General features: G+C 68.2%; 12 protein-coding genes and 1 riboswitch. Of the genes, 7 read left to right on the top strand and 5 right to left on the bottom strand.

The features are described from left to right. Positions 1-38: 38 nt before the first annotated feature. Positions 39-1,313, bottom strand: coding sequence for an extracellular solute-binding protein (locus tag KY5_RS27215; protein ID WP_098244695.1), 1,275 nt, complete (start codon positions 1,311-1,313; stop codon positions 39-41). Between the two features lie 286 nt (positions 1,314-1,599). Between KY5_RS27215 and KY5_RS27210 the strand changes: the two genes are divergently transcribed. The 5 genes from KY5_RS27210 (at position 1,600) to mctP (ending at position 6,808) form a co-directional block, all read left to right on the top strand. After that, a complete protein-coding gene (locus tag KY5_RS27210) occupies positions 1,600-2,382 on the top strand; it encodes a GntR family transcriptional regulator (protein WP_098244694.1) in 783 nt (260 codons plus the stop codon). Positions 2,383-2,501: 119 nt separating this feature from the next. Further along, positions 2,502-4,616: a carbon starvation CstA family protein gene (locus KY5_RS27205; RefSeq protein ID WP_098244693.1), complete on the top strand. Its 2,115-nt coding sequence runs from the start codon at positions 2,502-2,504 to the stop codon at positions 4,614-4,616. A 26-nt stretch (positions 4,617-4,642) separates the two neighbouring features. Further along, entirely contained in the window at positions 4,643-4,810 is a 168-nt protein-coding gene (locus tag KY5_RS27200) for a YbdD/YjiX family protein (protein WP_098247505.1), read from the top strand. Positions 4,811-4,931: 121 nt separating this feature from the next. Further along, positions 4,932-5,186 carry a DUF3311 domain-containing protein gene (locus tag KY5_RS27195; protein ID WP_098244692.1) on the top strand — a complete coding sequence of 85 codons (255 nt, stop codon included), beginning with the start codon at positions 4,932-4,934 and terminating at the stop codon, positions 5,184-5,186. Beyond that, positions 5,183-6,808, top strand: coding sequence for a monocarboxylate uptake permease MctP (mctP, locus tag KY5_RS27190; RefSeq protein ID WP_098244691.1), 1,626 nt, complete (start codon positions 5,183-5,185; stop codon positions 6,806-6,808). The genes KY5_RS27195 and mctP overlap by 4 nt, the downstream gene beginning before the upstream one ends. Before the next feature lie 63 nt (positions 6,809-6,871). Here mctP and KY5_RS27185 read toward each other — a convergent pair whose 3' ends face one another. After that, positions 6,872-7,186 carry a type II toxin-antitoxin system PemK/MazF family toxin gene (locus KY5_RS27185; protein WP_098244690.1) on the bottom strand — a complete coding sequence of 105 codons (315 nt, stop codon included), beginning with the start codon at positions 7,184-7,186 and terminating at the stop codon, positions 6,872-6,874. Continuing rightward, positions 7,176-7,415 (bottom strand): CopG family transcriptional regulator, encoded by a 240-nt coding sequence (locus KY5_RS27180; protein ID WP_098244689.1) that lies wholly within the window; start codon positions 7,413-7,415, stop codon positions 7,176-7,178. Before KY5_RS27180 ends, KY5_RS27185 begins: the two co-directional genes overlap by 11 nt. 75 nt (positions 7,416-7,490) lie before the next feature. Beyond that, positions 7,491-7,628: riboswitch (cobalamin riboswitch) on the top strand. A gap of 127 nt (positions 7,629-7,755) precedes the next feature. Here KY5_RS27180 and KY5_RS27175 point away from each other — a divergent pair. Both KY5_RS27175 and KY5_RS27170 read left to right on the top strand, forming a co-directional pair. Continuing rightward, positions 7,756-10,149 (top strand): ribonucleoside-diphosphate reductase subunit alpha, encoded by a 2,394-nt coding sequence (locus tag KY5_RS27175; protein ID WP_098244688.1) that lies wholly within the window; start codon positions 7,756-7,758, stop codon positions 10,147-10,149. Between the two features lie 56 nt (positions 10,150-10,205). Continuing rightward, complete coding sequence (locus KY5_RS27170) at positions 10,206-11,225, top strand: ribonucleotide-diphosphate reductase subunit beta (RefSeq protein ID WP_199843634.1); 1,020 nt, start codon at positions 10,206-10,208, stop codon at positions 11,223-11,225. 66 nt (positions 11,226-11,291) lie between these two features. On the opposite strand, the gene KY5_RS27165 is transcribed toward KY5_RS27170, so the two are convergent. Both KY5_RS27165 and cyc1 read right to left on the bottom strand, forming a co-directional pair. Continuing rightward, on the bottom strand, positions 11,292-12,668 hold the full coding sequence (locus KY5_RS27165) for a cytochrome P450 (RefSeq protein ID WP_098244687.1): 1,377 nt from the start codon (positions 12,666-12,668) through the stop codon (positions 11,292-11,294). After that, positions 12,665-13,777 (bottom strand): epi-isozizaene synthase, encoded by a 1,113-nt coding sequence (gene cyc1, locus KY5_RS27160; protein ID WP_098244686.1) that lies wholly within the window; start codon positions 13,775-13,777, stop codon positions 12,665-12,667. The genes KY5_RS27165 and cyc1 overlap by 4 nt, the downstream gene beginning before the upstream one ends. Between the last annotated feature and the right edge of the window lie 169 nt (positions 13,778-13,946).

Here is a 13,946-nt window from a genome sequence, read left to right as displayed (position 1 = left end):
GTCACGTCACCCGCCACCCCCGGCAAGAGGACGCGTTGTTACTGCTTCTGCGCCAGGCGCTTGTTGAGCTCGCCCTCGACCTGCTTGGCGGCGGCGGCAGGCGACTTACCGTTGAGCACCGCGGTCATGTAGTTCTTGATCGGGTTCGGCGGGTTCTCGACCGCGCCCCACTCCGGGATCAGCGGGGTGGTGCCGCCGCCGGAGGTGGCGGGGGCCGCGGCCTCGGCGGCCGGGTTGCCCTTGAGGTTGGACTCCAGCGCCTTCTTGTTCGGGATCGTGCCGCCTTCCTTGGCGAACTGACCCTCGAACTTGTCGGACAGCGCGATCTTCAGGAACTCCTTGGCGAGGTCCTGCTTCTTGCTGGTCGCGGCGATGGCGAGGTTGGAGCCGCCGAGGAAGACGCCCTCGGGCTTGTCGGCCGTGGCGCCGGGGATCGTGAAGAAGCCGATGTCCTTCTCGATCTTCGGGTTGGCCTTGATGGCGGTGGGGGCTTCCCAGCTCATGCCGATGAAGGCGCCGGTCTTGCCCTTGGCGAAGACCTCGGCCTGCTGCGGGGTGGCCTCGTCCTTGTTCTTGGGGGCCTTGGAGAGGTCCGCGAACTCCTTGTACGTCTTCATGGCCTTGGCGACCTTGGGGTCACCGAGGTTGGAGACGTACTTGTCGCCGTCCTTCTTGACCAGCTCGGCGCCCTCACCGATGGTCAGGCCGACGAAGTGGTACCAGTTCTGGCCGGGCAGGTAGATCGGCTCGGCGTCGGTCTTCGCGCCGATCTGCTTGAGGTCCTTGAGGAACTCGGCGCGGGTCTTGGGAAGCTCCTTGATGCCGGCGTCGGCCCAGATCTTCTTGTTGTAGACCACGACGCGGTTGAGGACGAACCACGGGGCGGCGTACTGCTTGCCGTCGATGACCGAGGCCTTGTTCATCGACTCGGTCCAGTCGGCGCCGATCGACTTCTTGAGGTCGTCGAGCTCGGCGAGGCCGCCCGTCTTGGCGTACGCGGCGGTCTGGGTGTTGCCGATCTCGAAGACGTCCGGAGGGTTCTCCTCGGAGAGGGCGGTGGTCAGCTTCTGCTGGATGCCGTTCCACTGCTGGACTTCGAACTTCAGCTTGGCGCCGGTCTTCTTCTCGAAGGCCGCCGTGACGTCCTTCTGCCACTGGTCCGGCGTCGAGCCGTCCATCGCCCAGAGCGTCAGCGTCTCGCCCTTGTAGCCGTCGGCTCCACCGGACTTCTTGTCCCCGTCGTCACCGCCGCAGGCCGCGACCGACACCAACATGCCCGCGACACCGATGGCCGCTATGAGCTTGCGCTTCACGTCACCCTCCTCAAGGGATGCCAGTCAACCCCCCACCCGCAGCGACCAAATGGACCGAGATCTGCCCGTGGGACTGGAACCTGGTCTTTAATGGTGTAGACCAGTACGGGGAGCTTGGCCTAGACCTTTAGGGGTGTCAAGGGTGTATAAGAAGGGCTGTCGCGTCCGTTATCGGACCGACACCTGAGCAGGCGGAGTCTGCTCGGCCCGTACCGTGCCACGATGTGAGCCGCGACAGACGGAGGAGCCGGTGACGGCAGCAGCACAGGAGCCGGGAAGGCAGTCGATGGGCACCGAAGCGGGTGGCACGGGCACCGATGTGGGCGCGCCCTCGGAGGGCGCGAGCATCGGCCGGACCGCGCGCGTGCCCAAGTATTACCGCCTGAAGCGGCACTTGCTCGACATGACCGAAACACTGCCCCCCGGCACCCCCGTCCCGCCGGAGCGCACGCTCGCCGCCGAGTTCGACACCTCCCGCACGACGGTGCGCCAGGCCCTCCAGGAGCTGGTCGTCGAGGGCCGTCTGGAGCGCATCCAGGGCAAGGGCACCTTCGTCGCCAAGCCGAAGGTCTCCCAGGCGCTCCAACTCACCTCGTACACCGAGGACATGCGGGCCCAGGGCCTGGAGCCGACCTCGCAGCTCCTGGACATCGGCTACATCACCGCCGACGACACCCTCGCGGGCCTGCTCGACATCAGCGCGGGCGGCCGGGTGCTCAGGATCGAGCGGCTGCGCCTGGCCAACGGCGAGGCGATGGCGATCGAGACCACGCACCTGTCCGCCAAGCGCTTCCCCGCGCTGCGCCGCTCCCTGGTCAAGTACACCTCGCTCTACACCGCGCTCGCCGAGGTGTACGACGTCCACCTCGCGGAGGCCGAGGAGACCATCGAGACCTCGCTGGCCACCCCGCGCGAGGCGGGCCTGCTCGGCACCGACGTCGGCCTGCCGATGCTGCTCCTGTCCCGGCACTCCCTGGACGGCTCGGGGCAGCCGGTGGAGTGGGTGCGCTCGGTGTACCGGGGCGACCGGTACAAGTTCGTGGCCCGTCTCAAGCGCCCCACGGACTGACCCGCCCACCGGCCGACACCCGACCGGCGCCCGACCGACCCCCGTCCGGGGTCTGGCGCGGATCACGCCGCTGCTCTACCGTCCTCCCGTCATCGCATGGTGAACGGGAGGACGACCCGGTGCGCACAGCGAATCCTCGATCCATCGTCATCTGGTCCCTCGTCGCGCTGATCGGCGCCGCGGGCTGGACCGTCCTGGCACTCGCCCGCGACGAGGAGGTGTCGGCCGCCTGGATGGTGGCCGCGGCCCTCGGCACGTACGCCATCGCGTACCGCTTCTACTCCAAGTTCATCGCGTACAAGGTCCTCAAGGTCGACAAGTCGCGGGCGACGCCCGCCGAGCGGCTCGACAACGGCATCGACTTCCACCCGACCGACCGCCGGGTCCTCCTCGGTCACCACTTCGCCGCGATCGCGGGCGCGGGCCCCCTTGTGGGGCCCGTGCTCGCCGCGCAGATGGGGTACCTGCCGGGCACCATCTGGATCATCGTCGGCGTGATCTTCGCGGGCGCCGTGCAGGACATGGTCGTGCTGTTCTTCTCCACCCGGCGCGACGGCAAGTCGCTCGGGCAGATGGCCCGCGAGGAGATCGGCCCGTTCGGCGGGGCCGCGGCGCTGCTCGCCACCTTCGCGATCATGATCATCCTGCTCGGGGTGCTCGCGCTCGTCATCGTCAACGCGCTCGCCCAGTCGCCGTGGGGCACCTTCTCCATCGCGATGACCATCCCGATCGCCCTGCTCATGGGCTTCTACCTGCGCGTACTGCGTCCGGGCCGGGTCAGTGAGGTCTCCCTCATCGGCATCGCCCTGCTGCTGCTCGCGCTGGTCTCCGGGCGCTGGGTCGCCGAGTCCTCGCTCGCCGACACGTTCACGCTCGCGCCCTCGACGCTGGTCATCTGGCTGGTGGCGTACGGCTTCATCGCCTCGATCCTGCCGGTGTGGATGCTGCTCGCGCCGCGCGACTACCTCTCCACGTTCATGAAGATCGGCACCATCGTGCTGCTCGCGCTCGGCGTGGTGATCGCCCTGCCGACGCTGAAGATGGACCCGGTCACCGACTTCGCCTCGCGCGGCGACGGCCCGGTCTTCGCCGGATCGCTCTTCCCCTTCGTCTTCATCACCATCGCCTGCGGCGCCCTCTCGGGCTTCCACGCGCTGATCTCCTCGGGTACGACGCCGAAGATGATCCAGAAGGAGACGCAGGTCAGGATGATCGGCTACGGCTCCATGCTGATGGAGTCGGCCGTCGCGATCATGGCGCTCGTCGCCGCGTCGATCATCGACCCCGGTCTCTACTTCGCGATGAACGCGCCCGCGGGCGTCATCGGCGACACCGTCCAGGAGGCGTCGAAGGCCGTCGCGGGCTTCGGGTACTCCATCTCACCGGCCGATCTGGCGCAGGCCGCCAAGAACGTCGAGGAGTCCTCGCTGCTCTCGCGCACGGGCGGCGCGCCCACCCTCGCGATCGGCGTCTCCGAGATCTTCTCGAAGGTCACGGGCGGCTCGATGCGGGCCTTCTGGTACCACTTCGCGATCATGTTCGAGGCGCTGTTCATCCTCACCGCGCTCGACGCGGGCACGCGCGTGGGCCGCTTCATGCTCCAGGACATGCTCGGCAACGTCTACAAGCCCTTCAGGAACGTGAGTTGGCGCCCCGGGCTCGTCCTCACCAGCGCCGCGGTCACCGGCCTGTGGGGGTACTTCCTCTGGGTCGGCGTGCACGAGCCGCTCGGCGGGATCAACCAGCTCTTCCCGATCTTCGGCATCGCCAACCAGCTGCTCGCGGCCGTGGCGCTCGCCGTCTGCACGACGCTGCTCGTGAAGTCCGGGCGCCTCAAGTGGGCCTGGATCACCGGGATTCCGCTGGTCTGGGACGCGACGGTCACGCTCACCGCGAGCTGGCAGAAGGTGTTCTCCAGCGATCCGCGCGTCGGCTTCTTCCAGCAGCGCTCCAACTACCAGGACGCGATCGACGCGGGGAAGGTCCTGCCGCCCGCCAAGACCATGGACGACATGCACACCGTGGTCACCAACTCCACGGTGGACGGCGTCCTTTCGGCCGCCCTCGCCCTGCTCATCGTCATCGTGATCGCCGACGCGGCCCGGATCTGCGTCAAGCACGTCCGCGACCCCGCCTCCTCGCGGCTGAGCGAAGCGCCGTACGTGGAGTCGAAGTTGACGGCCCCCGCGGGCCTGATCGCGACGCGCGAGGAGAAGCGGGAGCTGATTCCGTGACGTGGCTGCTGCGCGGCGCGCGCTGGATGCGGTGGTACGTCCGCGAGCTGACCGACGAGTCGGCGTACGAACGGTACGTGGCTCATGTCCGCAGGGACCATCCGGCCGCAACTGTCCCCAGCCGCCGCGCTTTTGAGCGTATGCGGACAGACAACCAGGAGTCGGACCCCCGGCAAGGCTTCCGCTGCTGCTGAACAGGCACGTTGACGCACTGGTGACCCGTCCGTTATCCGGACGGGGGTTCCGTAGATCAAGACTCTCGCTTAGATTTCCCGCACGTCAAACGTGGGATGAGCGAGGGAGCGGAGCCGTGACATGTCAGATGCGCCTGAAGTGAGCAGACCGGTGGTCACGCCGGTCCGCGTGGTCATCGCCCTCTGCCTCGTCGCGCCGTTCGTGGCGATGCTCTGGGTCAGTTCCTACGCCAAGGTCGAACCGACCTTCATCGGCATCCCGTTCTTCTACTGGTACCAGATGCTGTGGGTGCTCATCTCCACGGTCCTGACGATGATCGCGTACAAGCTGTGGCAGCGTGACCAGCGCGCCCGCAAGGAAGGCGGGCGGTCATGAACGACGGAGTCAACGGCGTCGCGCTCGCCGTGTTCATCTTCTTCTTCGTCGCCGTCACGGTGATGGGCTTCCTCGCCGCCCGCTGGCGCAAGGCCGAGACCGAGAGCCTGGACGAATGGGGCCTGGGCGGACGGTCGTTCGGCACCTGGGTCACCTGGTTCCTGCTCGGCGGCGACCTGTACACGGCGTACACCTTCGTGGCCGTCCCCGCGGCGATCTACGCGGCGGGCGCGGCCGGCTTCTTCGCCGTCCCGTACACGATCCTCGTCTACCCGCTGATCTTCACCTTCCTGCCGCGCCTGTGGTCGGTCTCGCACAAGCACGGGTACGTGACCACGTCGGACTTCGTCCGCGGCCGGTTCGGCTCCAAGGGGCTCTCGCTGGCCGTCGCGGTCACCGGCATCCTCGCCACGATGCCGTACATCGCGCTGCAACTGGTCGGCATCCAGGCCGTGCTCGACGTGATGGGCGTCGGCGGCGGCCCGGACACCAACTGGTTCGTCAAGGACCTGCCGCTGCTCATCGCCTTCGCGGTGCTCGCCGCCTACACGTACTCCTCGGGTCTGCGCGCCCCCGCGCTGATCGCGTTCGTGAAGGACGGCCTGATCTACCTCGTCATCGTCGTCGCCATCATCTACATCCCGATCAAGCTCGGCGGCTTCGACGACATCTTCGCCAAGGCCGGTCACGCCTTCGAGCAGACCAACCCGGCGACCGACAAGCCGCGCGGCGCGCTCGCACCGCCCGAGGCGGGCCAGTGGACCTACGCGACGCTGGCGCTCGGCTCGGCCCTCGCGCTGTTCATGTATCCGCACTCGATCACGGCGACGCTCTCCTCCAAGAGCCGCGACGTGATCCGCCGCAACACCACGATCCTGCCGCTGTACTCGCTGATGCTGGGGCTGCTCGCGCTCCTCGGCTTCATGGCGATCGCGGCCGGGATCAAGGTCGACAACGGACAGCTCGCGATCCCGCAGCTCTTCGAGGACATGTTCCCCGACTGGTTCACCGGCGTCGCCTTCGCCGCGATCGGCATCGGCGCGCTCGTCCCCGCCGCCATCATGTCCATCGCGGCGGCGAACCTCTTCACCAGGAACATCTACAAGGACTTCCTCAAGCCCGACGCGACGCCCGAGCAGGAGACCAAGATCTCCAAGCTGGTCTCGCTCCTGGTGAAGGTGGGCGCGCTGGTCTTCGTCCTGACCATGGACAAGACCGTCGCGATCAACTTCCAGCTGCTCGGCGGCATCTGGATCCTGCAGACGATGCCCGCGCTGGTCGGCGGCCTGTTCACCCGCTGGTTCCACCGCTGGGCGCTGCTCGCGGGCTGGGCGGTCGGCATGGTCTACGGCACGCTCGCGGCGTACGGCGTCGCCTCGCCGACGCAGAAGCACTTCGGCGGCTCGTCCGACACGATCCCGGGCATCGGCGAGATCGGCTACATCGGCCTCACCGCGTTCGTCCTGAACGTGATCGTGACCGTGGTCCTCACCTTCGTCCTGAAAGCGCTGAAGGCCCCCGACGGCATCGACGAGACCGCGCCCGGGGACTACACGGCGGACGCCGGTGACCCCGGCGTCGCCACGGAGCTGCCGAAGGCGACGGCGGGCGCGGGCCACTGAGTCTTCCGCCGCGTACGCGTGACGGGCCGCCGGAGTGTCCGGCGGCCCGTCGTCGTACCCGCGTCAGAGAAGCCCGAGCACCAGCTTCACGGCACGCTCGATGTCGCTCCACTCGTCCGGCTCGACCCGCCCGGCGAAGTCACCGAGGCGCTCCGGGTCCACTGCGGTCATCTGCTCGACGAGCACCACGGTCGCGGTGCCCTCCATGTCCAGCTTGGGGTGCAGCAAGCCCGGAGCCGCGCTGGTCGACGTCGGCGCGACGATCAGCGTGGACGTGTTGAGCGCTTCGGTCTGCAGCACGACGGCGTACCGGGCACCGCGCTGCTCGTGCCCCACCGCACCCTTGCGGGAGCGCAGCCGGTAGAGGTCACCACGCACGGAGTTCGTTCATCTCTTCCCGGACTTCGGCGATCTCCGCCTGGTACGCGGGGTCGTTGCGCCAGCCGTCGAGCTCCGCGGCGGCCCGTCGGTACTGCTCCCGCACGTACGCCTCGTGAATGGCGAGCCTTATGGCGTCGGACGCCGTGATGTCGCGCGCCTCGGCCAGCTTCTCCAGCTCGCGATGCGTCTCGGCGTCCGGGCGGAAACTGATGGTCTTCGGCGTCATGACCCTATTGTAATACGCCCCGCATTACACGCAACTCCCATCGGTGACACAAGATGTGGGCCTGCTTCAGAAACCCGGCACAAGATGTATGCTCGTGCTCGCTGTCGTCGCAGGGGAATCCGGTGCAAGTCCGGAACTGTCCCGCAACGGTGTATGTGTACGTCTTTGTCGTACCCGCAAGTCCGAGGACCTGCCGGCAGCGCACCCGAGTCGTCCGGCCCGGGTGCCGACCGTCCGGGCCTCGTGGAGTGGGCCGGTGGACGCGGTACGCCGCCCTGTCCGGGTGCGCCCGTGCACCATTCCCTCCCCTGGCCCAGAGCCGAGCGAGGGAGAGCTCCACGTGACCATCGCGCCTGCCGAACCTGCGTCAGCGACGTCCACGCCGACCGCCGAGGGTACCGACGGGCCAGGGACCGCGCTGCTGCGCACCCTGACCGACCTCACCGCCGACCTGCCCGACGCCGACGCGGGCCGGGTCGCGGCCGCCGCGCTGCGCGGCAGGTCGGCCAGGGCCGACGTGGCCGAGCTGCGGGAACTGGCGACCGAGGCGGCCGCGGGGCTCATCTCCGAGGACCCGGCGTACTCCAAGCTCGCCGCCAGGCTCCTGTCGATCGGCATCCGCGAGGAGGCGGCCACGCAGGGCGTGCGCTCCTTCACCGACTCCGTCGCCGTCGGGCACCGCGAGGGTCTGATCGCCGACCGCACGGCGTCCTTCGTCACCGAGCACGCGGCCCGGCTCGACGCCCTGGTGGACGCCGCGCTCGCGGACGGCGCGGACTTCCGCTTCGGCTACTTCGGCCTGCGCACCCTGCACAGCCGCTACCTCCTGCGCCACCCCATCACGCGGCAGGTCATCGAGACCCCGCAGCACTTCATGCTGCGCGTGGCGGCCGGTCTCGCCGAAGACGACAGCGCCCGCGCGCTCGACGAGGTCGCCGCGCTGTACGGCCTGATGAGCCGCCTGGACTACCTGCCGTCCTCGCCGACGCTGTTCAACTCGGGCACCCGGCACCCGCAGATGTCCTCCTGCTACCTCCTGGACTCCCCGCTCGACGAGCTCGACTCGATCTACGACCGCTACCACCAGGTCGCGCGGCTCTCCAAGCACGCGGGCGGGATCGGACTCTCGTACTCCCGCATCCGCTCGCGGGGTTCGCTGATCCGCGGTACGAACGGGCACTCCAACGGCATCGTGCCGTTCCTGAAGACCCTCGACGCCTCGGTCGCCGCCGTGAACCAGGGCGGGCGCCGCAAGGGCGCGGCCGCCGTCTACCTGGAGACCTGGCACTCCGACATCGAGGAGTTCCTGGAGCTGCGCGACAACACCGGCGAGGACGCGCGCCGCACGCACAACCTCAACCTCGCGCACTGGATCCCCGACGAGTTCATGCGCCGGGTCGCCGCCGACCAGGACTGGTCGCTGTTCTCCCCGGCCGACGTGCCCGAGCTCGTCGACCTGTGGGGCGAGGAGTTCGACGCCGCCTACCGCGCGGCCGAGGCCGCGGGGCACGCGAAGAAGACCATCCCGGCCCGGGACCTGTACGGCCGCATGATGCGCACCCTCGCGCAGACCGGCAACGGCTGGATGACCTTCAAGGACGCCGCCAACCGCACCGCCAACCAGACGGCGGAGCCCGGCCACACGGTGCACTCCTCCAACCTCTGCACGGAGATCCTGGAGGTGACGGACGACGGGGAGACGGCCGTCTGCAACCTCGGCTCGGTCAACCTCGGCGCCTTCGTGGTGAACGGCGACATCGACTGGGAGCGGCTCGACGAGACCGTCCGCACCGCCGTCACCTTCCTCGACCGCGTCGTCGACATCAACTTCTACCCGACCGAGCAGGCCGGGCGCTCCAACGCCAAGTGGCGCCCGGTGGGCCTCGGCGCGATGGGCCTCCAGGACGTCTTCTTCCAGCTGAAGCTGCCGTTCGACTCCCCCGAGGCGCGCGCCCTCTCCACCCGCATCGCCGAGCGGATCATGCTCGCTTCGTACGAGGCGTCCGCGGACCTCGCCGAGCGCAACGGCCCGCTGCCCGCCTGGGAGAAGACCCGCACCGCGCGCGGCGTGCTGCACCCTGACCACTACGGCGTCGAGCTGACGTGGCCCGAGCGCTGGGCGGCGCTTCGGGAGCGCATCGCCACGACCGGCATGCGCAACTCCCTGCTCCTCGCCATCGCGCCGACCGCCACCATCGCGTCCATCGCGGGCGTGTACGAGTGCATCGAGCCGCAGGTCTCCAACCTCTTCAAGCGCGAGACGCTGTCGGGCGAGTTCCTCCAGGTCAACGCCTACCTGGTGCAGGAGCTCAAGCGGCTCGGCGTGTGGGACGCGCAGACCCGTGAGGCGCTGCGCGAGGCCAACGGCTCGGTGCAGGACTTCAGTTGGATCCCCGAGGAGGTCCGCGCGCTGTACCGCACCGCGTGGGAGATCCCGCAGCGCGGTCTGATCGACATGGCGGCCGACCGCACCCCGTTCCTCGACCAGGCGCAGTCCCTGAACCTGTTCCTGGAGACGCCGACCATCGGCAAGCTCTCCTCGATGTACGCCTACGCCTGGCAGCGGGGCCTGAAGACCACGTACTACCTGCGCTCGCGCCCGGCGACGCGCATCGCCCGCGCGGCAGGCGGCTCCCAGGCCACCGCCGCGGCCCCCGTCCCCCAGCAGGTGACCGACCCCGACGCCGTCGCCTGCTCCCTGGAAAACCCCGAGTCCTGCGAGGCCTGCCAGTAATGCCCACCCGTCTCCCGACCACCACCCCTGATGGACAGCGCTCCGCGCCGGAAGCCCTGCCCACCACCAACTCCGAGAAGAACCTGCTCGACCCGGGCTTCGAGCTGACCCTGCGTCCCATGCGCTACCCGGACTTCTACGAGCGCTACCGGGACGCGATCAAGAACACCTGGACCGTCGAGGAGGTCGACCTCCACTCGGACGTCGCCGACCTCGCCAAGCTCTCGCCGGGCGAGCAGCACATGATCGGCCGCCTGGTCGCGTTCTTCGCGACGGGTGACTCGATCGTCTCCAACAACCTGGTGCTGACGCTCTACAAGCACATCAACTCCCCCGAGGCGCGGCTCTACTTGAGCCGTCAGCTCTTCGAGGAGGCCGTGCACGTCCAGTTCTACCTGACGCTGCTCGACACCTACCTGCCCGACCCGGAGGACCGCGCCGCCGCCTTCGACGCGGTCGAGGAGATCCCCTCGATCCGGGAGAAGGCCGAGTTCTGCTTCAAGTGGATCAACGAGGTCGAGAAGCTGGACCGCCTGGAGACGCAGGCCGACCGCCGCCGCTTCCTGCTCAACCTCATCTGCTTCGCCGCGTGCATCGAGGGCCTCTTCTTCTACGGCGCCTTCGCGTACGTCTACTGGTTCCGCAGCCGCGGTCTGCTGCACGGCCTCGCGACCGGCACCAACTGGGTGTTCCGTGACGAGACGATGCACATGAGCTTCGCCTTCGACGTGGTCGACACCGTCCGCAAGGAGGAGCCCGAGCTCTTCGACGACGCGCTCCAGGACCAGGTCACGGACATGCTCAAGGAGGCCGTCGAGGCCGAGCTGCAGTTCGCCCGCGACCTGTGCGGCGATGGCCTGCCCGGCATGAACACGGACTCGATGCGCGAGTACCTGCAGTGCGTCGCCGACCAGCGCCTGCAGCGGCTCGGCTTCGCGCCGGTCTACGGCTCGGAGAACCCCTTCTCCTTCATGGAGTTGCAGGGCGTGCAGGAGCTGACCAACTTCTTCGAGCGGCGGCCCTCCGCGTACCAGGTCGCGGTCGAGGGTTCGGTCTCCTTCGACGACGAATTCTGAGTCTGGCGCAACCGGGCCCCGGTGTGCCCGCCCCGTCACGGGGGGCGGGGTGGGCACACCGCTCGTTCAGCGCGGGTCGGCCCGCAGGACGAGCCGCTTGGGGTGCAGCGTGATGCCGATCTTGGTTCCGGTGTCGGTCTCCCCGACCGGTGTCAGGCGCCATTTCGGGATCACCGTGCCCAGGATCAGGGCCAGTTCAGCGAGGCTGAAGTGGTCGCCGGGGCACTTTCGGTTGCCGACACTGAACGGCATCATCGCGAACTCGGGGACCTCCGAAGCGCGTTCCGGATTCCAGCGGTCCGGGTCGAACTCCAAGTGCCGCTCGAAGGAACGCGGGTCGCGCTGCATCGCGTACACGCTGTAGACGATGTCGGCGTCCGCCGGAATGCGATAGCCGCCCAGCTCGGTTTCGGCCACGGACCTGCGGGTGAATATCCAAGCCGCGGGCCGTATACGCATGGCCTCCGTGACGACATTGCGGAGGTGCGGCAGCTCGCCCAGGTCCGCGAATGTGATCGCCCGCCCCTGCGTGACGGAATTTACCTCTTCAACCAACCGCCTTTCCTGCTCGGGGTGTTCGGTCAGCAGATGGAACGCCCACGCCAGTGTCGAGGCCACATTCTCGGCTCCTGCGACGACCAGGGAAACCACGTGGTCGTGGATCTCCTGATCGGTTATGGGGGCCCCTGATTCGTCCGTGGCCCGCAGCAATTCCGCGAGCAGGTCGTCGGGGCCGCCGGGCCCTGCCGCACGGCGCTCCGCGACGATCTCGTCGACGAGCGCGTGCAGATCGGCGAGCGCGCGCTCGAAGCGCCGGTTGGCCGGGGTCGGCACGCGGTAGAGCGGCCCGACCGAGAGCACCATCCGGCGGTAGAGCCCCTCGAAGACGGTGTGCAGCGACTCGCTGATGCGGTCCGCCTTCTCACCGATGGAGTCGACCTCCAGGAGCGAGCGCGAGACGACCCGGACCGCCGTGCGGAACATCTCCGCACTGACGTCGACGGTGCTTCCCGGCTGCCAGCGGGCGGCCGTGGCGCGCGCCTCCTCCTCCATCACCTCGGCGTAGTCGGCGATCCGCTCGGGCCTGAACGCGGGCTGCATCATGCGGCGCTGACGCCGGTGCAGTCGGCCGTTGCTGGTCGCCACGCCCTTGCCGAGGAGCACCTCCAGGGTGTCCCAGAGCGGCCCTCCGACGATGTACTCGGGGTTCTTCAGGAGGGCGCCGACCAGTTCGGGATCGCACACCGCGTACGCCGTCTTGGGCCCCAGCCTGATCCGTACGAGATCCCCGTGGTCACGCAGCGCGGCGAGGAAGCCTAGCGGGTCGCGCACCAGGTTCCAGGCGTGGCCGAGTAAGGGCGCTCCCCCGCCGACGAGCGGCGGGGTACGCAGCGGGCCCTGTCCTGACGCGGCGGGGGCGGTTATCGCGGATTCGACGCTCATTCCTCACCTACCAGTTCGTTTTCCGCCACGATGCCTTCCGTGACGTAGGGGGGTATGGACCTGTCGTCCCAGCTGTCGACGCGATAGCGGCCGGATTCGTGATGGAACCAATAGACGGAAGAGAACCAGTTCCGCATATTGAAGACGCATGATTCCACGGTGTCCGCGAGTTTCCTTCCCTCGACGGTTCCGTCCGCCAATTGAGCGGCGAATGAATGCACTTCCTCCTCGGCCGCCATGAATTCCGTGACGCATCGCGTGACGCGCCTGTGGACCTCCGCCACGGCCTGTTCGAGCGTCATTCCCTCATGGTGGATGAGGCTGATTCCGAGATTGTGCAGTTCGTCTCCCGCGAGTTCTTTCGGGAGCGAGCACAGGTCGTTGTACCAGGCCGAGAAGTCCTGGGTCGCAAGGGCCGCCCGCCGGTATGCGGGGTGTTTCCTCACGGGGCGCGGCAGTTCGCGGCGCGCGGTGGGTTCGAGCAGATCGATCCACGCCCAGTGCGCGAACGTGAGGCGGCGCAGCTCGACGTACGCCTCGACCGTGGGCACCGTGCCGGCGCGCCGGTTCCTGAACTCCTCGTCGTACGCGTCGATCACCGGGTGGAAGTGCCGGGCGAACCTGGCGTTCCAGCTGGGACCGAGGAACGAGTAGAGCCGCAGGACGCAGTCGGCGAACCCCGCGACCAACGGGTCCCCGTGGTGCAGGTACGTGCGCGGTTCGTTGAGGGTCCCGTGCAGGCCCCGGCACAGCCACCGCCACTGTGCCGTCCTGCCGTGCACCGAGTCCCTGTCGTGCCGGTCGTCCCATGCGAAGAACCAGCTGCTGAGGTCCGCTATCGCGGTGAGCAACTCGTCCGGCGCGCCAATGTAGTAGCCCGCCACCAGGTCGGTGTAGCAGAGGCTGTCCGCGTACCGCTCGACCTTGTCCGGGGGCATGAGCCGCATTTCGCGGAGCCAGGTCCTGGACTTCTCCTGAAGCTTTGGCCAATACGGATGCAGACGGCGAGGAAACGCTGCCTCGATCACCGGAACGGCCAGCGCCGGTGGGACCGATACCGTCTGTGTGGGTGGCTGTGTCTGTGAAGTGCTCCCGGAATATGCAGGCACGGACGAACCCCTTTCAGCCGCTTGTGGACGCACGCCCCTCCCGCCGTACCGGGCGCGCGCCGTTGCGTATCCCCGCGCTTTCCATTCAGCACCACAACTGACCGTTCAGGGAACAGATTTGCGCCATTCACTACCCCCCAGTGCCGAGAACCTCCCCTTACGTGACTGA

Origin of the sequence: Streptomyces formicae, from assembly GCF_002556545.1 — a bacterium.
Lineage (GTDB): Bacteria > Actinomycetota > Actinomycetes > Streptomycetales > Streptomycetaceae > Streptomyces > Streptomyces formicae_A.
The sequence above is the reverse complement of the archived record's forward strand: the minus strand, read 5'-3'. Positions and strand labels throughout refer to the sequence as shown.